Source organism: Neobacillus ginsengisoli (genome assembly GCF_030813055.1).
The window spans coordinates 47,863-69,624 of record NZ_JAUSTW010000002.1; the positions used below are offsets into that span (position 1 = coordinate 47,863).

General features: G+C 36.9%; 21 protein-coding genes and 2 pseudogenes. 19 read left to right on the forward strand and 4 right to left on the reverse strand.

Translation table 11 applies throughout. The features are described from left to right. Positions 1–137: 137 nt before the first annotated feature. From J2S10_RS05640 to fdhD, 13 genes and pseudogenes are all read left to right on the forward strand, one after another. Positions 138–401 (forward strand): metal-sensitive transcriptional regulator, encoded by a 264-nt coding sequence (locus J2S10_RS05640; RefSeq protein WP_307405273.1) that lies wholly within the window; start codon positions 138–140, stop codon positions 399–401. An 83-nt stretch (positions 402–484) separates the two neighbouring features. After that, positions 485–595, forward strand: a pseudogene (locus J2S10_RS05645) (sulfurtransferase TusA family protein); the annotation flags it as partial. Further along, a pseudogene (locus tag J2S10_RS05650) lies at positions 595–790 on the forward strand (DsrE/DsrF/DrsH-like family protein); the annotation flags it as partial. The pseudogenes J2S10_RS05645 and J2S10_RS05650, both read left to right, overlap by 1 nt. Positions 791–799: 9 nt before the next feature. Then, positions 800–1,096 (forward strand): rhodanese-like domain-containing protein, encoded by a 297-nt coding sequence (locus J2S10_RS05655; protein WP_307405275.1) that lies wholly within the window; start codon positions 800–802, stop codon positions 1,094–1,096. A gap of 50 nt (positions 1,097–1,146) precedes the next feature. Further along, positions 1,147–1,722, forward strand: coding sequence for a sulfurtransferase TusA family protein (locus J2S10_RS05660; protein WP_307405277.1), 576 nt, complete (start codon positions 1,147–1,149; stop codon positions 1,720–1,722). Between the two features lie 146 nt (positions 1,723–1,868). Next, positions 1,869–2,264 (forward strand): DsrE/DsrF/DrsH-like family protein, encoded by a 396-nt coding sequence (locus J2S10_RS05665; RefSeq protein ID WP_307405279.1) that lies wholly within the window; start codon positions 1,869–1,871, stop codon positions 2,262–2,264. Positions 2,265–2,313: 49 nt separating this feature from the next. After that, a complete protein-coding gene (locus J2S10_RS05670) occupies positions 2,314–3,441 on the forward strand; it encodes an MBL fold metallo-hydrolase (RefSeq protein ID WP_307405281.1) in 1,128 nt (375 codons plus the stop codon). 219 nt (positions 3,442–3,660) lie between these two features. Then, positions 3,661–4,449, forward strand: a complete 789-nt coding sequence (locus tag J2S10_RS05675) for a sulfite exporter TauE/SafE family protein (protein WP_307405283.1) — start codon at positions 3,661–3,663, stop codon at positions 4,447–4,449. 310 nt (positions 4,450–4,759) lie between these two features. Continuing rightward, positions 4,760–7,717, forward strand: coding sequence for a formate dehydrogenase subunit alpha (gene fdhF / locus J2S10_RS05680; protein ID WP_307405286.1), 2,958 nt, complete (start codon positions 4,760–4,762; stop codon positions 7,715–7,717). 17 nt (positions 7,718–7,734) lie between these two features. Further along, complete coding sequence (locus J2S10_RS05685; protein ID WP_307405288.1) at positions 7,735–8,214, forward strand: helical membrane plugin domain-containing protein; 480 nt, start codon at positions 7,735–7,737, stop codon at positions 8,212–8,214. A gap of 52 nt (positions 8,215–8,266) precedes the next feature. Further along, entirely contained in the window at positions 8,267–8,719 is a 453-nt protein-coding gene (locus tag J2S10_RS05690) for a phosphate-starvation-inducible protein PsiE (RefSeq protein WP_307405290.1), read from the forward strand. After that, positions 8,694–9,062 (forward strand): Na-translocating system protein MpsC family protein, encoded by a 369-nt coding sequence (locus tag J2S10_RS05695; RefSeq protein ID WP_307405292.1) that lies wholly within the window; start codon positions 8,694–8,696, stop codon positions 9,060–9,062. The genes J2S10_RS05690 and J2S10_RS05695 overlap by 26 nt, the downstream gene beginning before the upstream one ends. After that, positions 9,046–9,855 (forward strand): formate dehydrogenase accessory sulfurtransferase FdhD, encoded by an 810-nt coding sequence (gene fdhD, locus J2S10_RS05700; protein WP_370876182.1) that lies wholly within the window; start codon positions 9,046–9,048, stop codon positions 9,853–9,855. Before J2S10_RS05695 ends, fdhD begins: the two co-directional genes overlap by 17 nt. A 91-nt stretch (positions 9,856–9,946) precedes the next feature. Here the strand turns inward: fdhD and J2S10_RS05705 are convergent, their stop codons facing one another. The 3 genes from J2S10_RS05705 to J2S10_RS05715 form a co-directional block, all read right to left on the reverse strand. Further along, entirely contained in the window at positions 9,947–11,242 is a 1,296-nt protein-coding gene (locus J2S10_RS05705) for an ABC transporter substrate-binding protein (RefSeq protein WP_307405296.1), read from the reverse strand. 89 nt (positions 11,243–11,331) lie between these two features. Next, on the reverse strand, positions 11,332–12,159 hold the full coding sequence (locus J2S10_RS05710; RefSeq protein WP_307405298.1) for a carbohydrate ABC transporter permease: 828 nt from the start codon (positions 12,157–12,159) through the stop codon (positions 11,332–11,334). Further along, positions 12,159–13,058, reverse strand: a complete 900-nt coding sequence (locus tag J2S10_RS05715; protein ID WP_307406738.1) for a carbohydrate ABC transporter permease — start codon at positions 13,056–13,058, stop codon at positions 12,159–12,161. Before J2S10_RS05715 ends, J2S10_RS05710 begins: the two co-directional genes overlap by 1 nt. A 330-nt stretch (positions 13,059–13,388) precedes the next feature. Between J2S10_RS05715 and J2S10_RS05720 the strand changes: the two genes are divergently transcribed. The 4 genes from J2S10_RS05720 to J2S10_RS05735 all read left to right on the forward strand — a co-directional run bounded on the left by J2S10_RS05720 (position 13,389) and on the right by J2S10_RS05735 (position 19,078). After that, entirely contained in the window at positions 13,389–15,209 is a 1,821-nt protein-coding gene (locus J2S10_RS05720; RefSeq protein WP_307405300.1) for a sensor histidine kinase, read from the forward strand. Next, positions 15,206–16,789, forward strand: a complete 1,584-nt coding sequence (locus J2S10_RS05725) for a response regulator transcription factor (RefSeq protein WP_307405302.1) — start codon at positions 15,206–15,208, stop codon at positions 16,787–16,789. Before J2S10_RS05720 ends, J2S10_RS05725 begins: the two co-directional genes overlap by 4 nt. Positions 16,790–17,089: 300 nt before the next feature. Then, positions 17,090–18,172 (forward strand): Gfo/Idh/MocA family protein, encoded by a 1,083-nt coding sequence (locus J2S10_RS05730; protein ID WP_307405304.1) that lies wholly within the window; start codon positions 17,090–17,092, stop codon positions 18,170–18,172. A 216-nt stretch (positions 18,173–18,388) separates the two neighbouring features. Next, the gene (locus J2S10_RS05735) at positions 18,389–19,078 is read left to right on the forward strand and encodes a hypothetical protein (RefSeq protein WP_307405306.1); all 690 of its coding nucleotides are present in this window, start codon (positions 18,389–18,391) and stop codon (positions 19,076–19,078) included. Positions 19,079–19,173: 95 nt separating this feature from the next. Here the strand turns inward: J2S10_RS05735 and J2S10_RS05740 are convergent, their stop codons facing one another. Beyond that, positions 19,174–19,950 carry an AraC family transcriptional regulator gene (locus J2S10_RS05740; RefSeq protein WP_307405308.1) on the reverse strand — a complete coding sequence of 259 codons (777 nt, stop codon included), beginning with the start codon at positions 19,948–19,950 and terminating at the stop codon, positions 19,174–19,176. A gap of 128 nt (positions 19,951–20,078) precedes the next feature. On the opposite strand from J2S10_RS05740, the gene J2S10_RS05745 reads away from it, so the two are divergent. Continuing rightward, positions 20,079–20,840 (forward strand): sugar phosphate isomerase/epimerase family protein, encoded by a 762-nt coding sequence (locus J2S10_RS05745; protein ID WP_307405309.1) that lies wholly within the window; start codon positions 20,079–20,081, stop codon positions 20,838–20,840. Positions 20,841–21,034: 194 nt separating this feature from the next. Next, entirely contained in the window at positions 21,035–21,760 is a 726-nt protein-coding gene (locus tag J2S10_RS05750) for a ThuA domain-containing protein (RefSeq protein WP_307405312.1), read from the forward strand. The last annotated feature ends 2 nt before the right edge of the window (positions 21,761–21,762 follow it).

A 21,762-nucleotide genomic window follows, 5' to 3' on the forward strand; every position in this document is an offset into this window, starting at 1 on the left:
TAACTGGGACACTGAACAGTTGACATCATACCCTTGTGGGTATAATATATAACTTGTCAATGTTGTTCTATAACAAATTATTATTAAAGGAAAACTCATTAAAAAAAATAGAAACTAGTGCTTAAAGGAGTAAAAATATGGATTATAATGATCAAATCAAAAATAGAGTAAAACGTATTGAAGGACAGTTAAGAGGAATTTTAAGAATGATGGAAGAAAATAAGGACTGCAAAGAAGTCATTACCCAGTTATCTGCAGCAAGAACTGCCATTGATCGTACCATTGGAGTTGTTGTAAGTTCCAATTTAGTGGAGTGTGTACAAAAAGTGGCTGACCAAGGGGAAAAAAACATGGAAGAATTAGTAAAAGAAGCTGTTAATCTTCTAGTAAAAAGCCGATAAAAAAAGGGTTGACACCCTCTTTTATTTTATTAGTATTATACCTATAGGGGTAATGGTAATTAATAAATAGGAGCAATCAAACGATGAATATAGCGAAAGTATTAGATGTAAAAGGTTTAGCCTGTCCGATGCCCATTGTGAAAACCAAAAAGGCATTAAATGACCTTGAATCTGGTCAAGTTTTAGAAATTAATATGATCATGAAGTAACCATTTTTCATACGTTTTGGGGATTAAATGCACTTCGTAAAGAAGAAAATATTCCAGTGAAAAAAGGTTTTATGGAAAAATTGTTTGGAAAAAGGATGCCAAGAGGCGCTCAAGAGGCGCTCATAAAATGGGACTTTCAAAAATGAACTTTGCTGGTTCGGTCCTAAAATGATTAAGGAGGACTATACAATGAGAGAAATGACTGTAAAAGAAGTAGAGACATCTTTAAAGGAAGGAAAGAAATTAAATATCATTGATGTACGTGAAGTGGATGAAGTAACAGCTGGCAAAATTCCAGGTGCTGTAAATATCCCCTTACGGTTAGTTGAGTTTCGTATACATGAATTAGATAAATCAAAAGAGTATGTCATGGTTTGCCGTTCAGGAGGAAGAAGCGGTCGTGCCAAGCAATTCCTTGAAAGCTATGGATTTAAAGTGATAAACATGGCTGGTGGAATGCTTGCTTGGGAAGGCGAAGTTGAGTAATAATTTTGATTAAAAATATACCCGCATGGGTAAAAAAACGGAGGGACAACATGGAATCATTAAAAAAGGATTTTGTATTAGATGCTAAAGGTTTAGCGTGCCCAATGCCTATCGTTAAAACAAAGAAGGCTATAAATAATTTAGAAGCAGGTCAAGTATTAGAAGTTCAAGCAACTGATAAAGGGTCAAAAGCGGACATTAAAGCCTGGGCTGAAAGTACAGGACATCAATATTTAGGTACGATTGAAGAAGGAGAAGTGTTAAAGCATTACCTAAGAAAGTCAACAAGTGAAGAAGCCATTGAAAGAAAACATCCAAATGTGATCAATAACGAAGAACTCGAAAAGAAATTAGAATCAACTGATCATGTTATCCTTCTTGATGTCAGAGAAACAGCAGAATATGCATTTAATCATATTCCAAATGCGCTTTCTATTCCTTTAGGTGAATTGGAAGACCGTCTTAATGAATTAAACAAAGAGGATGAAATAATTGTGGTATGCCGTACAGGAAACTGTAGTGACCTTGCAGCACAAAAGTTAGCAGAAAAAGGCTTTGATAAGGTAATTAATGTTGTCCCTGGTATAAGTCAGTGGTCTGGTAAAACGACTGGTATAAATAATTAAAATGAGTTTCGATAGTTTACTTTCAAGTAATATTTTGTGAAGAACAAGAAAACAGGAAATACAGGTACTAAATACTGAGATTAATGAGTCATTTGAGGGCTAAATACAACAGACTAATAATAGTTAAAAACTAGGAGGAATTTACAATGAACAAACGAGTAGCAATTATTGCAAGTAATGGTGGATTATTTGATGCATATAAAGTGTTTAATATCGCAACTGCAGCTGTAGCAACCGATCAAGAAGTAACTATTTTCTTCACATTTGAGGGTTTAAATTTAATTCATAAAGAAGCATACAAACAACTTCCAATGCCTGAAGGAAAAGAACATTTTGCAGAAGGTTTTGCATTAGCAAATGTACCTACCATTCCGGAATTAGTCGCAATGGCTCAAGAAATGGGTGTTAAACTTATTGGTTGTCAAATGACGATGGATGTTATGGGATTAGAAAAAGAAGTTTTTGTTGATGGCATTGAAGTGGGTGGAGCTGTAACATTTTTAGAGTTTGCGAAAGATGCTGATGTAACTTTAACGTTTTAATTAGTCATATTTTTTAAAATAAAACAATACCTATGGGGGTAAATTGAAAATGACTGTAAATGTAATGACTTCAAAAGATGTAACAAAAAAAGTATTCAATAAAGTAGAGTTGTTTATTTTAGATGTTCGTAATGAAAGTGATTTTCAAGATTGGAAGATCGCAGGGGAAAACTTCCAATATCTAAATGTTCCATACTTTGAATTGCTGGATGGAGTAGAAGAAATTTTGGGAAAGATTCCAACAGATAAAGATCTTTTGGTTGTGTGTGCTAAGGAAGGTTCATCCGTCATGGTTGCAGAGATGCTTTCAGAAGAAGGTTTAACTGTTTCATACCTAAAAGGTGGAATGAAAGCATGGAGTGAACACTTAGAACCTGTTAAAGTTGGGGATTTAGAAGGTGGAGGAGAAATTTATCAGTTTGTACGTATTGGAAAAGGGTGCTTATCTTACATGGTTGTTTCCAATGGGGAGGCTGCTCTAATTGATGCAACGCGTATGACGGACATCTATCTTAAATTCGCTGAAAGCATTGGCGCAAAGATTACACATGTATTTGATACACACCTTCATGCTGATCACATTTCTGGCGGACGTATCATTGCTGAGAAAACAAACGCATTATACTGGTTACCTCCAAAGGATGCAACAGAAGTAACATTTGAGTACCAACCATTAGAAGGTTGTATGGATGTGGCAATAGGCAACACAACCATTACTATTCATACGTTATATTCCCCTGGTCACACCATTGGGTCAACTTCTTTTGTTGTCGATGAAAAATTCTTACTTTCAGGTGATATTTTATTTATTGATTCAATTGGTAGACCAGATCTAGCAGGTATGGCAGAAGATTGGGTAGGGGATCTAAGAGAAAGTCTTTATTCACGTTATAGAGAATTATCTGAGGAACTTATTGTTCTCCCAGCACATTTTATGATCAATGATGAGTTGAACGAAGATGGCAGTGTATCTGAAAAATTAGGCACACTGTTTTCAAAAAATCATGGTTTAAACATTGAAGACGAAAATGAATTTAGAAAATTGGTGACAGAAAATTTACCACCACAGCCAAATTCATTTCAGGAGATTCGTGAAACGAATATGGGAAAATTGAATCCTGATTTAGAAAAACAAAGAGAAATGGAAATTGGACCAAATCGTTGTGCGGTTCGATAAAGTGAAACTTTAACTAAAGGGTACTTTGTTGTTAAATTGAACGAATCGGACTTTAATGGGCAGTTTGCCCACATTTATACCGCAAAGTTATATTACCCATTGGCGAGATCAATTGAAATAGTAGGAGGCAATAAGTTCTGGATTAAGAAGGGGTAAGGAAAATAAAATGAATCAGATGTGGCACATAGGTGCCTTTCTGTTTTTAGTAGGAGGTCTCAAATGGACTGGTCTTTGATACTTGTCCTTTTTCTCATTGGTTTTATTGGTTCTTTCATTTCTGGTATGGTGGGTATAGGTGGAGCAATTGTTAACTTTCCCATGCTTTTATACATTCCTCCACTTTTGGGATTTACAGCATTCACTGCCCATCAAGTTTCAGGGATAAGTGCGGTTCAAGTATTTTTTGCAACGATCGGTGGAGTACTCATATACCGTAAAAGTGGATACTTGAATAAAACAGTTATTTTATACATGGGAATAAGCGTATTATTCGGAAGTTTTATTGGCAGTTACGGTTCTCATTTACTACCCGAGCACAGCATTAACTTAGTTTATGGTATCCTTGCGATCGCAGCAGTTATTCTAATGTTTATCCCTAAAAAGGGAATTGACGATTTTCGTATGGAGCAACTCCAAATTAATAAATGGCTGGCTGCAGTTCTTGCATTTATTGTTGGGATAAGTGCGGGGATAGTCGGGGCAGGTGGTGCCTTTTTATTGGTTCCAATTATGCTAACGATATTGAAAATTCCTACTCGTGTGACGATTGCCTCATCCATTGCTGTTACTCTCATTTCATCAATAGGAGTTACAGTTGGTAAAGTATTTACAGGACAGGTTAGTTACTTACCGGCCATTGTTGTCGTCATTGCAAGCCTTATTGCCTCACCTTTAGGAGCGAAAATGGGTAAAAAGATGAATACAAAAATCTTGCAGGGAATTCTTGCCATGCTAATAGGAGCTACTGCATTGAAGGTTTGGATTGACATCATTCATTCATATTTTTAAAAATTCACAAGGAATCTAGAAATCATCTTTTTAAGTATAGACAAAAGGGGAGTTGAAATAGTACATATATTGGTTAAATAAATAAATATTGTATATCTTTATCAATGTATTGACAGTGGTAATAAAAAAAACTAAACTTTAATATGTGGTGTTTAAATTTTGTTTTCAATGTTTAGACACTCCATGGCGAAATATATGACGGATTGGTAAAAAGTATATATAAATGCTTGATATACATCCATCACAAACTACTATGTTTTTTACATAGCAGATTTGTGATGGATTTTTTTATTTTTTGGAGGCTAATTAAATGGCAAAAGAAATGATTACTGTATCAATCAATGGAGAAAGACAAACAGTACCAAAAGGTGAAAGAATCCTAGATTATTTACTAGCTCAAGGTACAGAACACCCTCATATTTGCTATTCGGAAATTACAGGACCTATTCAAACCTGTGATACTTGCATGTGTGAAATAGATGGAAAATTAATGCGTGCATGTTCTACAACATTTGAAAACGGTATGGTGATCAAAACCAATTCTAAAATCGCAAAATCTGCCCAAATGGAAGCAATGGACCGGATTTTAGAAAATCATATGCTGTACTGTACCGTTTGTGATAATAATAACGGCAATTGCCGTGTGCACAATACTGCAGAACTAATGGGAGTGGACCACCAAACCCGTCCTTTTCGTTCAAAAGAGTACGAGGTGGATATGTCCCATCCGTTTTACCGATACGATCCGGATCAATGTATATTGTGCGGAAGATGTGTAGAAGTTTGCCAGGATGTGCAAGTCAATGAAACTTTATTAATAGATTGGGAGAGCGAAAGGCCACGTGTTCTATGGGACGGAGGTAAGTCTATAAACGAATCCTCTTGTGTATCCTGTGGGCAATGCTCCACTGTCTGCCCTTGTAACGCGTTAATGGAGAAGTCAATGTTAGGTGAGGCTGGATACATGTCAGGAATAAAAGAAGACTTGCTTTCCCCAATGATAGATCTAGTCAAAGCCGTAGAGCCAAACTACAGTGGGATTTTCGCTATCTCAGAAGTAGAAGCGGCAATGCGTGAAACACGGACAAAGAAAACGAAAACAGTCTGCACATTTTGTGGGGTTGGCTGTACGTTTGAGGTTTGGACGAAAGGGCGCAAAATTCTAAAAGTAGAACCGGTAGAACAATCACCTGTTAACAGCATTTCATCGTGTGTAAAAGGGAAGTTTGGATGGGATTTTGTAAATTCGGAGGAACGGCTAACAACACCGCTTATTCGTAAAGGAGATCAATTTGTCCAGGCTACTTGGGATGAAGCTCTGACACTTATTTCTGAGAAATTAGGAACTATTAGTAAAACTGAGGGCACCGACGCCATTGGATTCGTTTCTTCTTCAAAAATAACAAATGAAGAAAACTATTTGATGCAAAAACTAGCCCGACAAATTTTTAAAACAAATAATGTGGACAATTGCTCCCGTTATTGCCAATCACCTGCCACTGATGGTTTATTGTCAACAGTCGGTTTTGGCGGTGACTCTGGTACTATTCAGGATATAGCAAAAGCAGGACTAGTGATAATCATTGGAGCAAATCCAACAGAAGGGCATCCGGTTTTAGCCACTAGAGTGAAACGGGCACATAAATTACATGGACAAAAATTAATTGTTTCAGATTTACGTAAACATGAGATGGCAGAACGCTCCGATTTATTTATTCACCCAAATCAAGGGACAGATTTTGTTTGGTTGAGTGCAGTTGCTAAATATATCCTTGACCAAGGATGGCAAAACGAGGAGTTTATCAGGCAGCATGTCAATCAATATGAAGAATATGTGAAACACCTTGAAAAATTCACCTTGGAATTTGCAGAAGAATTAACCGGGATCAAAAAACAACAATTAATAGAAGTTGCAAAAATGATCCATGAGGCAGACGGTACATGTATTCTTTGGGGAATGGGTGTTACGCAAAATATAGCAGGGAGCCATACATCTGCGGCTATTTCAAACCTTCTTTTACTGACAGGAAACTACATGAGGGAAGGAGCAGGCGCATATCCATTACGCGGACATAATAATGTACAGGGTGCATGTGATATGGGAACACTGCCTGGATGGCTTCCTGGAAATCAGCATATCGCAAATGATGAAGCACGTGAACGGTTTGAAAAAGCCTATGGTGTGAAAATTTCAAATAAACCTGGTAAAGATAATACGCAAATGCTTGAGGCGGTTGAATCGGGCGATCTCAAAGCGATTTATCTAGTGGGTGAAGATATGGCGTGGATTGATTCCAACTCAAATCATGTTCATGAAACCTTATCAAAGCTTGATTTCTTTGTCGTTCAAGATGTTTTCTTTACAAAAACAGCTCAATTTGCCGATGTCGTTCTCCCTGCATCACCTTCATTAGAAAAAGAAGGAACTTTTACCAATACAGAACGTCGTGTGCAAAGACTTTATCAAGTATTTGAGCCACTTGAAGATTCAAAGCCTGATTGGTGGATTATTCAACAGGTTGCAAATTATATGGGAGCAAATTGGAATTATTCTCACCCAAGCGAGATTTTTGCAGAAATGGCAAGCCTTGCGCCCATTTTTATGGAGGCCAATTATGAGGTATTAGAAGGCTGGAATAGCTTTTTCTGGGGAAGCAACCAAGGAGCAAGTACTCCGCTGTTATTTACCGACGGTTTCAATTTTCCTGATAAAAAGGCTGTCTTCTCTTTAGTAGATTTTGTTCCTCCTGTTCAGTATGGGGAGGAATTTGATTTGGTGCTTAACAATGGACGATTACTTGAGCATTTCCATGAAGGTAACTTAACAAACAAATCCAGAGGGCTTCAATATAAGCTTCCAGAAGTATTTGTAGAGGTATCTCCAGAGCTTGCTAAAGAACGAGAAATAGCTGACGGATTTTTGGTGCGATTATTATCACCATATGGGGCGATTAAACTTAGGGCCCTTGTAACAGATAGGGTTCAAGGAAATGAACTGTATGTACCGATGCACTCTGTTAGTCATGAAAACGCCGTTAATTTATTAACGGGAAGCACAGGTGATGTACGGACAAACACTCCTGCCTATAAGCAAACGAAAGTACAAATGCAAGTAATCAAAAAGAGAGGAGCATCGCCACTCCCTAAAATAAATCCTCGGAATGCCAAGCGATCCCCGCAAATGGGAGTAGAAGTATTCCGTAAATGGGACCGCGATGATTACCGACCAATTGCAACGATTAATGAATATATAAAACCCGGTTCATAAAAAGGGAGATTAAAAAGATGGGAAAACCAATTACCACCATTGCAAAAGAAGAATTAACACAAGAACAAGTTAAAATGCAAAAGTTGGATCGTTTAGTTGATAATATTTCAATGCATTCAGATGGACTAAAACAGACAATGGAGCTTCTTCAAGAACTACATGAGAGTGGAATAATGGAAATCGTAGTTTCTCTTTTACGTGCGAAAGAAAAAGTGGCCAAAATTGCAATTGACCAAATGGTGCGTCCGCCAGTAACGAATATCATTAATAATGCTATGACGGCAGCAGGGGCTTTAAGTGATATGGAGCCTGATACAACCGAAAAACTCGTTAAAAGTCTCTCCAATGGAATAAAAAAAGCAGAAGTAGGCTTAAAAAGCGGGGAAAAGGTTGGAGTATTTGACTTACTAAAAGTTCTAAAGGACCCAGATATCAATCGATCTTTGGTATTCGGTCTGAATTTGCTAAAGGGAATGGGAGAAGGTTTAAAGGAATAATGTCATTTCCTTCAGTGTTAAATTAATTTTTTCAATGAAAAGGGGATAATTAATGGAGTATGGAATCATAATGCATCTTGTAACAAAATTTGCTCAAGCAATCAAAAATACAACTTTAATGGCTTTGTTACTTCTATTAGGCTTTTTAATGTTAAAACAAACCTATTCAATAGGCTTATATGCTATTTATGATTCTAGTAATGTCCATTTGATCTTAGAACAAATGCTAAATTTTTTTCTCTATTTCGCTTTTTTCTCTATGATTATAATTTATTATAAAAATGGAGGCCATTTCCCATTACGTTATTTAATCTATATTGGGATAACGGCAACCGTTCGATATATCATTGTAAATCGTTCAGACGCTATGCAAAACTTGTTATTATCCATAGTGATTCTTTTGCTTATTTTAGGTTATATCTTATTGGCATCTAACAAATGGCTTCCGAATTATCTTATGGATAAAAGGAGAAATCACAATGAGCAAAAAGGAACATCAATTTAATGAGATTGTCCGTAAGGTCCGCAAAGATTTATTTGGAAAAGGGCCTGATTTTATTAAAACAATTTTTGCCGATAATATGGCGATTACAACTTTAAAAGGAAATCTAACACCAGTTGAGAAATTTATTAAACAAAGCCCGGAAGGTTATGAACAAATACACCGAGCCAGAACCAAAATGATCCAGGAATATTATAAACAAAACAAACCAGAAGAATTAGAAGAAATAGTGGGTTCCAATTTATTGAATCTGTTTTCGGACATTAATATTGAAGAAGATATAGCAATATCGGTTTTCGTGTTTGAAAAACCGATAAGAGGTGATTACAATCCAACTGCAGAATGAAACGAAAATCCCAATAATAAGTTATCAATATGGTGAATTTAAGAAAATAGATGATACCATCGTTACTGAATATGCCTTGACCATTAAACTTAACGGAGTTGAATTTGCAACTCTTGTGTGTACACCTGAATATTTAGAAGATATGGTAATTGGATTCTTAGCTTCAGAGAATGTAATAAAAAATCTTAATGATATTGAAGATTTATGGATCGAAGAAAATAGAGGATTTGCACATGTGACCGTTAAAGAAAAGAAACTATTATATGAAAAGTTTCGTTCGAAAAGGTATGTTACTTCCTGCTGTGGCATGTCGAGACAAGGCTTTTATTTTGTTAATGACGCCTTTACTGCTAAAAAACTAGACAACGTGAAAATTACTTTAACCCCGAACGAATGTATTTCACTCATGGAGGCTTTACAGCAACAGGCTTCTACCTTTAAAAGAACCGGTGGCGTTCATAATGCTGGAATGTGTGATACGAATAATATGCTATTTTCACGAATGGATATTGGACGTCATAATGCACTTGATAAACTTTATGGATATTGTTTGAAACATTCTATACCCACTAATAATAAAATATTAGTTTTTAGTGGCCGTGTTTCTAGTGAGATTTTAATCAAGGCATCAAAAATTGGTTGTGCTGTCATTTTATCTAAATCTGCTCCTACAGAACTAGCTCTTGAAATTGCAGATCAGCTTGGAATAACAACGATTGGGTTTATTCGAAACAAAAGCTTTAATATCTATACACATGCTTGGCGGATACAACAAGATCAAGATCCAGTTTAATCATGTTGTTGAAATAATAATATTCTTAACAAAAAAGTCCCGCAGACTGATAAAATCTGCCGGACCTTTTTGTTAGAAAAAGCTTATAAGATTATTTTTTCAATTTTGCCCATGTTGCATCTAGGGCTTTTTCAGCATCGTTTTTCGATTTTTGACCGCCAACATATGCTTGAAGGGTTGCACCAAATTCCTGGCCTGCACCATCAGGATATTTCATGAACTGCCAAGTATAAGTTTTGCCTTCTTGAGAGTATTTTTGAAGCTCTGCACCTAGAGGTCCAATATCTTCTGCTTTTGCTTCGATTGTTTTAAAAGCAGGGATATATTTAAAATCTTTTACTAAAGCTGTTTTACCTTCTTCAGATGAAACCATCCAATTTAAGAAATCTTTTGCTGCTTTTTTGTCAGCTTCCGGTGCTTTGTTATAAACAACCCAGTTACTAGGTACGTCAACCATTAATTTATCTGCTTGAGCAGGGTCATCCGTAAGTGCTAATGGAATGAAACCAACATCCATGTTTGGAGTAAGCTTATCAAGCATTGGTTGGATCCAGTTACCTTGTTGGATCATAGCTGTTTCACCTTTAGCAAATTGTGTGACTTCCGTATTGTAGTCTGTTGTTAAAGGATTTTTGTTACCATATTTAATCGTTAAATCTAATAGCTTGAAGTAGTCATCAAAATATTTGTTACCTGCAATTTTAGAAGTGCCGGAATTTAAACCGCTGATGAAGTTTTGATCATCAGATTGTTCGTAGGCAAACGGAACATTTAAACCATGGTTTGCTAATACCCACCATTCTGCATATCCAACAGAGAATGGGGTGATACCTGCATCTTTAAGCTTTTTTGCTGCTGTCTCTAACTCAGAGAATGTTTTTGGAAGTTCAGTAATTCCTGCTTTTTTAAATAATGCTTTATTGTAAGCGAATCCATAACCTTCCATGTTAACAGGCTGTCCATAAATTTTTCCGTCTAATGTCATTGGCTTTAACGCATTTGGATAGGCATCTTTTACCCATGGCTGATCGGATAAATCTTCTAATTTATCTTTCCATGTAATCACATCTTGGTAACCTTGACTAGTAAAGATATCAGGTGCCTTGTTGGAAGCAAACTTTGCTTTTAATGCAGCAGCTCCATCAGCACCGCCGCCTACTGTTTCGATATTAAACGTAACATTTGGATGTTCTTTTGTATATTTATCGGTTAATGCTTTTAATTGATCGGCAATTTCAACCTTCCCTTGGAAGATATCCACCACTACCTTCCCGCTTTTACTGCCGCTGTTTTGATTTCCTGATGTACTGTTGCTAGAACAAGCCGTTGCCAAAAGAAGTGAAGCCGATAGTACACCCGCGACAAATGAATACTTTTTAAAACTCATTGATTTCCCCTCCAAATTTTTTTCTATTTTTTTATATAGATCTCAAATGTCTGATTTTCAGACAGCAGAGAGTGTTCCCTTGATAAAAATTACTTGATAGATCCACTTGTAATCCCTTTAATAATGTGTTTCTGCATCGCAAAGAAGAAAATTAATAAAGGAACAATTCCCATTACTAATGCTGCTAATGCTAGATCCCATTGCTTCGTAAATTGACCAAAGAAGAAAAAGGTTGCTAACGGAATCGTTCTTAATTCGGGATCTTGAAGGACGAGTGATGGTAATAAGAAATCATTCCAAATCCATAAGCTGTTTAAAATAACGATGGTGACCGTAATTGGTTTTAATAAAGGAAATACGATTCTCCAGAATACGCCAAATCTTGAACATCCGTCAATAATGGCAGCCTCTTCAAGCTCGACGGGAATCCCTTTAATAAAACCATGATATAAGAAAATGGTCATCCCGGATCCAAAACCTAAGTACATGATAACAAGGCCCCAAATGCTGTTTAAGAGTCCAAAGTTTCCGGCTGTTTTCATCAGCGGGATCATGATGGATTGAAAGGGAATAATCATCGCTGCAACGAATGTCATGAAAATCACATTACTGATTTTCTTTTTAGTTCTTACCAGCATATACGCTGCCATCGAACAAAAGACAACCAGAACGGCATTGCTTGCAATCGTAATCATCAATGAATTTGAAAATACTTTTAAATAATCCAGTTTTTCAAATGCATTCACATAGTTTTGAAATTCCAACACTTTCGGCAAAGAAGAGGTGTTGGTTAAAATATCAGCAAACGGCTTCAAGGAGTTTGAAAAAACATAATAGAAAGGGACTAAAAAGACAAGACCGAGCAGGATCGCAAGAATTTCACCAATAAATATTTTTCCTGTATACCTGTTTCCCACTATGACTCAACCTCCTTTTTCTTAGAAATCGTCACTTGAATAATGGTAATGGCTGCTACTACGATAAAGAAAATTAACGCTTTTGCCTCACCAACACCATAGCGATTATTTACGAAAGCTTCTGTATAAATGTTAAGCGCTAACATCTCAGTTGATTTAAATGGACCGCCGCCCGTCAGCGACAGGTTCGCGTCAAAGACCTTAAATGATGATGCAGTTGTTAAGAATAAACAGATGGTTACGGCTGGCGCTACCATCGGCATCGTAATGTGGCGAAGAATCTGCCACCTATTCGCTCCGTCAATTTTGGCTGCTTCGATTAATTCCTGTGGGACGTTCTGTAAGGCTGCGATATAGATGATCATAATGTAACCTGCGCCTTGCCATACACTGACAATCACAATTCCCCAAAAAGCTGTACTGGCATCCCCTAACCAAGCTAAATTGAAAAGCGGAATTCCTGTTAACTGGCCAATTGATGCAAACCCTTTTACAAATATGAACTGCCAGATAAACCCTAATAACAGACCGCCAATTAAATTTGGCATGAAGAAAACGGTTCGTAAAATGTTTCTTGTTTTAAACGTTTGGGTTACAAGCATTGCTAATCCAAACCCGATCGCATTAGTTAAGATTATCGCTACTACCGTATATTTGGTAGTCAGGATGAAGGAGCTTTGAAATTGCTTGTCTTGGGTAAATAAATATTTAAAATTATCCAAGCCAACCCATTTGATGGCTCCTGTTACCCCGTTCCAGTCTGTAAAAGCATAATAGATACCTGTAAAGAAGGGGATCAAGACAATAATAATAAATGCTAACAATACCGGACCGACAAATAGGGCAAATAACCCTATATCTTTCAGCTTCTTCTTATTTAAGGAAACTGATTTCGACACTTTACTGTTTTTCAAATTAGTTAAGACTACACCATCTACGTTATCTAATTTACTCTGGTTATTCACTGACTGCACCTCCCATAACTTTATTTTAGTGAATTGTGAAAATAATGAAATGGCTTACATTGACCAGTAGGGTGGAAAATATTGAACAGGAATAACGTATCCATTTTTACTTTCAAATAAAAATCAAATATAGGCTGATTTTAGTTTTATGCTACAATGAGAAAAATACTTTCGATTGGCATGGGATTTATTAAAACTCATTTGAAAGGGGGGCGGGTTAGTTTAGTGGTTTAATATGTTTTCCTTTAAGCTAGCCAAGTTGGAATGGGATGGGATATTCGTAAAAAATTAATAATCTTTTTAATGCTGGTAACCGTTCTCCCTTTTGGATCATCAATTGCCATTACTTATTATCAAACAACAAAGGCTCTCAATGAACGATTTGTTTCCACCAATCATGACCTGATTGTAAAAGGGAAGGAGGATATTACGAGTTATTTGCAGGATATTGCGGAAATGTCAACAGTTCTTTATCGGTATACTCCATTTATGAATGTATTTAGAGATGGTATATCAGACGATATACAAAATAACCAAGAGGAAGTCCATAGAGCACTAATCTATTTATTTAATACACGGCCGGAAATAGAGCAAATGCATCTTTACATTAATAATGGTAAGGATTCTTATACCATTTACCATTCATCCTTAAGCGGCCGTGGAAAATATGAAAATGTCTTTAGTCATCCCTACTATTCAAAATTAATTTGCTATAATGGATATTCATTGATTGAACCGCCACATTTAATTTATAGCTATAACCATTTATCTTTTATTCCGAATTCGGAGAAGGTTAATGTTTTAAGCTTTCATAATATTATTAGAGACGTGCCATCAGACAATTTTTTAGGCTTTTTATCCATTGATATCAATCTTTCAAAAATAAGCTCTATTGCCGATAGACTTTACACAAAAAATGCTGAAGATCTTTATATAATGGATGAAAATGGAAGGATTATTTATTCTTCAAATAAAAAGGTAATCGGAACCAAAAATAATGAGGAATGGTTTCAACAAGTAAAACAGATGTCTTCATCCAGCAAAAGTATCGAATGGAAGGATCAACATTTTTCAGGGGTTATCGTATCTGAAAGGTTTTCTGCACAGTTTAAGAACTGGTATATCGTAAAAAGAATTCCTTATAATGTTCTTTATCAAAGTGCAAGACAAACAGCCCTTATGAATATCTTTATTGGTTTAATAACACTCGTCATTGTGTTATTTGCCACCATGGTTGTTTCATTTAAGATAACAGCTCCGATTAAAGTGTTGAGTGCCAATATGAAAAAAGTAGAGGCAGGGGAATTTGAGGCGGATTTTGATTCGTTTGGGAACGATGAAATTGGAATGCTGGGACGGAACTTCAAATCAATGATTGCGAAAATCAATGAATTGATAGAGAGAGAGTATAAATTGGATATTCAAAATAAAGCTTCACAGCTTCGGGTGTTGCGGTCGCAAATTAATCCTCATTTTTTATATAACGCCCTCCAATCAATCGGAACCTTGGCACTTAAACATAACGCGGCCCCGGTTTACTCGTTAATAACCTCTCTTTCTAATATTATGAGATACAGCATGAATATGAAGGAAGATATTGTGCCGTTTTCATCAGAGATCAAGCATGTTAAATCCTACCTGCTTTTACAAAAACAACGATTTGAAGAACAGTTTGAATTCGAACTGGATATTCAAAAAAAAGTAGAAGGAATTCTTGTACCGAAAATGATCTTACAGCCGATAGTGGAAAATTGTTTTAAGCATGGATTTGATCAGCAGGAAGAGAAGGCAGCGATTTTAATAGAGGCATGGATGCAAGATGAGGAGCTTGTTTGCATAAGAGTAAAAGATAATGGGATAGGTGTAAATGAAGAGCAGCTAAGAACTATTCGCCGTGAACTCAATCAAGGCGGCTCAAAAGAAGAGAGGAAAAGAGAATCAATTGGTTTAAAAAATATTCATGATCGTTTGCAAATTTATTATGCAAATCAGGCAAAATTGTTTATTACCGGCAGTCTGGAGAGTGGATTTACTGTTACCATCCAAATCCCTACAGATATGCCGAAAGAGGTGGAGCAATCATGAAGGTCTTAATAGTCGATGATGAAAAACATGTCCGTGAAGGTATTAAGCTGCTTGGGGCTTGGGAACAGAATGGGATAAAAGAAATATACGAGGCTGGAAATGGTGAAGAGGCTATTTCCATCATTCATAAATATAGTCCTGCAATCATTTTCTCAGATATGAAGATGCCAAAAATGGATGGTACCCAGCTTTTAGAGTGGATAAAAGAACATCAGCCAACCAGCAAGACTGTTGTTGTGACCGGATATGATGATTACCACTATATGCGAAAGGCGATTCATTTCGGCAGTTCAGACTATTTATTAAAGCCTATCGATCCGGAAATCTTAAATCAAACATTGGAAAAAGCGGTAAAGGAATGGAAGGATGAAGAAGCGGAAAGAAAGAAAAAAGAAAGCAGCTATCAGTTGATTAATGAAATAAAGCCGGTTTATCGAGATAGAAAGCTTACTCAAATTTTGAACGGAGATATGAAGAAGGAAGGGTTATATGAAGAATTTGGGCTTCATCTGTCCCAAAATTATACGGCAGCTCTTGTCCGGATTAACGGAAAGACCATCAAGACCTTTCATGGGGATCGGGATTTAGCGTATTTTACGATTTTAAATGTCATTAATGAAATTTTATTGGAAAAAGAATGTGGAATCGGGTTTCGCTATTTATCCAATAAAGGTGAAATTGTCATTATCTTCTGGAACAAGTTTGAGCAAATGGTAGACCTTTTAACACGAATCTATCGGACAATCAAAACTGCAATGGATATTTCCTGCCCGATTGCGGTAGGAAGTATGGTTTATTACCATTCCAAATTGATGGATTCTTATCATCAGGCCAAACAGGTTTTATTAAATAGTAATATTTTGGACGAAACAGTTAATAGAGTCTATTGTTTTGAGCTTCAGCCTGCCATTGCTTTAAAGAATCTTATGTCCTACTCATCTAATATTGAACTGGCTATACAAGCCGGTGAAATCGGGGCATTTGAGGAATTAATCAATCAAATTGCAATTGACTTTATCGAAAACAATTCTTTATCATTAAAACAGCTGCTGCAATTGGAAAATGAATATCTAGTGATAAGTAATAGGTGGTTTAAGAATTATAACCTTTCTGTAAAAGTTGCAGAGGATATTGAAAGACGAGTCGATTTGTTTTTTGATCAAAACGGAACCTTTCAACTGGAGGAATATAAAAAGAGAAAATTGCGTGAGATTGCTATCTTCTTAGAAAAAATAAAGAGAAGGACGCTTAAGAAAAATAGTAATATCATCTGTGACATCGAAAAATACCTGCAGGCAAACTTCGACCGAGATGTAAAACTGCAAGAGATATCCGATCATTTTTATATAAGCAGGGAATACATCTCCAGGAAATTCAAGCAGGAATTTAACGTGAATATCTCAGATTATATCGTTAAAATCCGAATGGATAAGGCCAAATCTTTATTAAAAAACAGCCAGTTAAAGATTTACGAAATTGCAAACATGATTGGCTATCAGGATGACAAATATTTTCGGAAGGTGTTCAAAAAGGTTGAAGGTGTTACGCCTAATGAATATCGAGCTGAATTTATAAATTAATTAAAAGAGAATAGGTTAATTCATGAGCAGAGAAGGAACAAATCTCTGCTCATTTTAGCATGGAGGTTAACATAATATACTTTTTTGGAGTAGTTTGTTTTCCTTAAATTGAAATAATTGAAAGGTTCCTATATAGAAAATAGCACAATAGTATATGTTTTAATAATATCATCTATGTTTATTTAAAGATCAATGATATAAGATGTAATTAAATTAATAATGTTTCGCGAAAATAATCAATTGAAGAAATCTTGTTCTTCTTTATTTATATTAGAAAGCCAATAAAAAGGAGATATAAACATGACGAATAGAAACTATCAGTTAGTTATTGTTGGTTATGGCGGTATGGGAAGCTATCATGCGAAGCTGCTAAAAGAAAACCAAAGCATAAACGTCGTTGGAACCTATGATATTTTGGAGGAAAAAAGAGCTGCTTCCTTGGCTGATGGATACAAGGCATATGAAAGTTTATCTGCTGTCTTATCTGATGATGCGGTGGATTTTGTTCTCATTGCCACCCCTAATGATGTGCACAAAGAAATAGCAATTGCAGCCTTAAATGCAAAAAAGCATGTAATCTGCGAAAAGCCGGTGACCATTTACAGTGAAGAGTTAATCGAAATTATGCAGGCTGCAAAATTGAATGACAGGAAGTTTATTGTCCATCAAAATCGAAGATGGGATGAGGACTTTCTTACCATAAAAAAAGTATACGATGAACAGATTATTGGAAATGTCTTTCACATTGAATCACGCGTACAAGGAGCTAATGGGATTCCCGGAGACTGGCGACATCTGAAAGCTTATGGCGGAGGGATGCTGCTGGACTGGGGTGTCCATTTACTGGATCAACTGCTATTTATGGTCGACAGTAAGATTGAGAGTGTCTATGCCAATTTAAGTTATATTTTAGGGGACGAAGTAGACGATGGGTTTCAAGTATGTATCACGTTTGAAAACGGTTGCACTTCTTTAGTGGAAGTAGGAACAACAAATTTCATTCAACTGCCGCGATGGTACGTAAAAGGAACATCAGGAACGGCAGTCATCCAAGATTGGGATCTCAATGGTAAAATCGTTACTCAGAATCGGGGTGCGGATGTAGAAGCCCCGAAACCAATAAAAGCAGGGCAAGGGCTGACGAAAACGATGGCACCTCCGTCTGAATTAGCTGTCAGTACGTCGGCTTTACCAAAAATAGAAACGGTAATGGAAAGCTTTTATGACAACGTGATTTCAGTGGTTGAAGGAAAAGCAGAGCCTATCGTCAAAAATGAGGAAGTTTTGCGTGTCTTACAATTGATGGAAACGATTTTTAAATCAGCAGAAACCAATGAAGTCATTAAAGACTTTGATAATATTACCTCGAAAATTAATTTATAAAATAATTAAAAGGCTAGAAATACTGATTTGATGTGGGAAAATCAGTGCTTTCTAGCTTTTCTATTTTTATTTTACTTTTTGGGGGAATAATAAAATATTATTATTAATGGTTACAATAATGGATGAAAAAACTATAGGTTATTAAAGACCAGCGGAGAAGTAGTAAAAGGAGACACACTGTATTTTGCATAAATGGAATAATCAGGAGGCTTACAAATGAGAAGGATAAATCCAGGCTCAGTCAATTCTTACATTAAATATGGAAATTTAAAAATACCAAAGAGTATTCAATGTGAGTGCCCGGGATGCCGAAAAACAACTGAATTTATGCTGAATGCAAATTACCAAAACAGTAAGATCGGCTTGGTAACTGAGTGTAGTTGTCCCCTATGTAAAAAATCAGCAGTTTTTATCATTATGACCAAGGAAGGTCAAGATGAACAAGGGGAACATGCTGATACATATATTTATGATCTTCAAGCTTCAAAACATCCGATTAATCAAATAGAAAAATTACCTAATATTCCAAAGGATCTAATCAGGGCCTACCGTTCAGCGATAAATGTGCATCAATCTAAAGAAAATTCTGCTACAGCCGTTATGTCTAAAAGAGTAATTGAAAGTATACTAAAGCATTTTCTCGGTGAAAAAAGTATAGGTCAGCCTTTGTCTGAACAGCTTGAAATTCTTCCGAATCATGTAAATTTAGCAAAGCCTATTCAATCCCTTAGCCATTTATTGGCCACTGATGGTTCGTTACATCGAATGCTTGAGTTAGAAACTGAAATGGATTATGAGATGACCTCGTTATTAATGGACTTATTAGAAAGCCTAATTGAGTATCTTTTTGTCCTGCCGGGGAAAATCGAAGTCACTCATAATAAAATAGCGAAGAATTTCAATTAGAACGGGCCCGGTGTACGCTTCATGATGACCGTTTTGCCCTTACATATTCGAAAACGGGCACCATGAACGCTGTTGCATTTGTTTAAACGTATACTCTAGTATTCTAGACGCCTGTACACACCAGGAGCTTTGCCGTACTTCTTTTTAAATACTTTATGAAAATAGGGATAGGTTCCGAAGCCGCAGTCTTCAGCAATCTGTTCGAGTGTCAGTGTCGTGTATTGCATTCTCTCGATGGCTACGGACAAGCGGATTTCCTGTGCGTATTCCATCATTGTTTTCCCAACGCTGCTTTTGAATAGATGAACGGACCTGGAGACGCTAAGCCCGGCATGTTGAGCAACATCCTCCACTTTAAAGGCAATCGTGGCATGCTCTTCAATGTAACGCATCATCCGTGCCACCGGATACGGGTGACTGAAGGATCTGTCCGTTTCGTTAACAGCCCGTTCCAGAGATAAACAGAGTGCTCGCAGCAAATAGCCGGCGAGCTCTTCGTTTTTGATGGACGCCGGACGGCGTTTTTCGATCATGATTTGGCGCCATAAGGACAAAAGCTTTTCATCCAGATTGATTCGGGAAACATCCGGTTTTTCACAACGACTCCACCATTCGTCAATCCAAGCTCCATCGCAGCCCAAGTGATAGTCACCGCTGTTTTGACCTTCTTTGACTAGTAGTTCATAGTGATCTCCCGGCTTAATAAGCAAAAGGTCCCCTTTCCCGAGCTCCATTTTTCTTTTCTTTACCACTACTTCGCAAAGACCTTCTGTTTGCAGGCGGAAAAGATATATCGGGTACCCGGATTTATACTGTGAATGATATCCATTTATGTGATATGAATAGCCGCAAAAAAATATGTTTGTCGTCATAAGTTCCCTCTGTTCCTAACAAAATAGCAAAATAGTAGATGTTTCAATTATATCATCTATATTTATTTGTAGATATACAATATAAGATGTAATCAAATAAGTAATGTTTGAAGGAGTGATGGTTAAGGATGATAAACATTCCGGTAGCTGTACAAATGTTCACATTACGTGATGAATGTGAAAAAGATTTCGCGGGGACATTGAAAAAAGTGGCAGATCTTGGCTTTGATGGCGTTGAATTTGCCGGCTATTATGGATTAACGGCAATAGAAGTAAAAGCGTTATTGGATGAGCTTGGTCTTAAGGCTGCAGCCAGCCATGTGCCTCTCGAAGAATTGGAATCCAATTTAGCAGGGGTCATTGAAGATCAAAAAATCTTAGGAAGTAACTATGTGGTCTGCCCTTACTTAACGCCGGAGCGCCGTAGCGAAAATGATTACAAAGCTCTTATTGCATTTTTAGAACGGGCGGGTGAAGAGTGCCGTCGTGAAGGCATCACTCTTTGCTATCATAATCATGATTTTGAACTGAAACGTCTTTCGGATGGCAGAATGGCGCTTGAAGCTATTTTTAACGATACAAACACAGACAATCTGAAGACAGAGCTCGATGTGTATTGGCTGACAAAAGCAGGTGAAGAGCCTGTGGAGTGGGTGAAACGTTATCAAAATCGCACACCGCTCATTCATTTGAAAGATATGACAACAGATGAGGAGCAATTTTTTGCCGAGCTTGGAACAGGCGGCGTTGATCTAGAAGCCATACTTCATATAGGAGAAGAAGCCGATGTTCAGTGGTGGGTAGTCGAGCAGGATGTGAGCCGTCGAACACCATTTGAAAGCATTGAAATCAGTATGAATTATTTGAAAGAAAAGTACCGCAATCTGTGAAAAATAAATTGTGGATATGAAAAATTTAGGTGGTATTCTTATTTTTCTCACCATTTAGAGTGGTTATAATATAACGTCAAAGGATAAATAGGTTCAATATTTTCCACCCTATGCGTCAATGTAAGCAGTTTCAAAAATTTTTTCATTCTCTAAAATAATAGTTAAAGTGAACGATGAAAAAGGAGTGATCAATCATGGTAAAAGTAACAGTATGGAATGAAAACCGTCATGAACAAAAAAATCCGGTGGTAAGGGATATCTATCCGAATGGAATCCATGGAGCAATTGCGGAATTCCTTCAGACGGCAGGGGTCGAAGCAAGAACCGCTACCCTGGATGAGCCGGAGCATGGCTTAACGGATGATGTACTACATAATACCGATGTATTGGTTTGGTGGGGCCATCTCGCGCATGGCGAGGTAAATGATGAAGTCGTCCAAAAGGTACGGCAGCGTGTCCTGGACGGCATGGGATTGATTGTTCTTCACTCCGGCCATTTTTCGAAAATCTTTAAAACCTTAATGGGAACAAGCTGTGATCTAAAATGGCGTGAAGCGGATGAAAAAGAACGTCTTTGGGTTGTTAGTCCGAGCCATCCAATTACAGAAGGAATCTCTGAATATATTGAATTGGAACAAGAAGAAATGTACGGGGAGCATTTTGATATTCCGCAGCCTGACGAACTGATTTTTACCAGCTGGTTTGAAGGCGGGGAAGTATTCCGCAGCGGCTGTACATACAAACGCGGAAACGGTAAAGTGTTTTACTTCCGACCTGGTCATGAAACCTATCCGACCTATCATAACCCACAAATTCAGCGTGTCATTATCAATGCCGTGAAATGGGCAGAGCCTGTCAAACGTGAACGGCCTGTCTATGGAAATGCGAAGCCATTAGAAATAATTAAAGGAGGAAAATAATC

Coding starts and splice junctions, on each gene's coding strand:
- J2S10_RS05720 (WP_307405300.1), top strand. CDS start 13,389: ATGGGATGGGATATTCGTAAAAAATTAATAATCTTTTTAATGCTGGTA.
- J2S10_RS05670 (WP_307405281.1), top strand. CDS start 2,314: ATGACTGTAAATGTAATGACTTCAAAAGATGTAACAAAAAAAGTATTC.
- J2S10_RS05740 (WP_307405308.1), bottom strand. CDS start 19,950: ATGACGACAAACATATTTTTTTGCGGCTATTCATATCACATAAATGGA.
- J2S10_RS05725 (WP_307405302.1), top strand. CDS start 15,206: ATGAAGGTCTTAATAGTCGATGATGAAAAACATGTCCGTGAAGGTATT.
- J2S10_RS05675 (WP_307405283.1), top strand. CDS start 3,661: ATGGACTGGTCTTTGATACTTGTCCTTTTTCTCATTGGTTTTATTGGT.
- J2S10_RS05665 (WP_307405279.1), top strand. CDS start 1,869: ATGAACAAACGAGTAGCAATTATTGCAAGTAATGGTGGATTATTTGAT.
- J2S10_RS05690 (WP_307405290.1), top strand. CDS start 8,267: ATGGAGTATGGAATCATAATGCATCTTGTAACAAAATTTGCTCAAGCA.
- J2S10_RS05695 (WP_307405292.1), top strand. CDS start 8,694: ATGAGCAAAAAGGAACATCAATTTAATGAGATTGTCCGTAAGGTCCGC.
- J2S10_RS05655 (WP_307405275.1), top strand. CDS start 800: ATGAGAGAAATGACTGTAAAAGAAGTAGAGACATCTTTAAAGGAAGGA.
- J2S10_RS05640 (WP_307405273.1), top strand. CDS start 138: ATGGATTATAATGATCAAATCAAAAATAGAGTAAAACGTATTGAAGGA.
- J2S10_RS05745 (WP_307405309.1), top strand. CDS start 20,079: ATGATAAACATTCCGGTAGCTGTACAAATGTTCACATTACGTGATGAA.
- fdhF (WP_307405286.1), top strand. CDS start 4,760: ATGGCAAAAGAAATGATTACTGTATCAATCAATGGAGAAAGACAAACA.
- J2S10_RS05750 (WP_307405312.1), top strand. CDS start 21,035: ATGGTAAAAGTAACAGTATGGAATGAAAACCGTCATGAACAAAAAAAT.
- J2S10_RS05660 (WP_307405277.1), top strand. CDS start 1,147: ATGGAATCATTAAAAAAGGATTTTGTATTAGATGCTAAAGGTTTAGCG.
- J2S10_RS05685 (WP_307405288.1), top strand. CDS start 7,735: ATGGGAAAACCAATTACCACCATTGCAAAAGAAGAATTAACACAAGAA.
- J2S10_RS05730 (WP_307405304.1), top strand. CDS start 17,090: ATGACGAATAGAAACTATCAGTTAGTTATTGTTGGTTATGGCGGTATG.
- J2S10_RS05735 (WP_307405306.1), top strand. CDS start 18,389: ATGAGAAGGATAAATCCAGGCTCAGTCAATTCTTACATTAAATATGGA.
- J2S10_RS05705 (WP_307405296.1), bottom strand. CDS start 11,242: ATGAGTTTTAAAAAGTATTCATTTGTCGCGGGTGTACTATCGGCTTCA.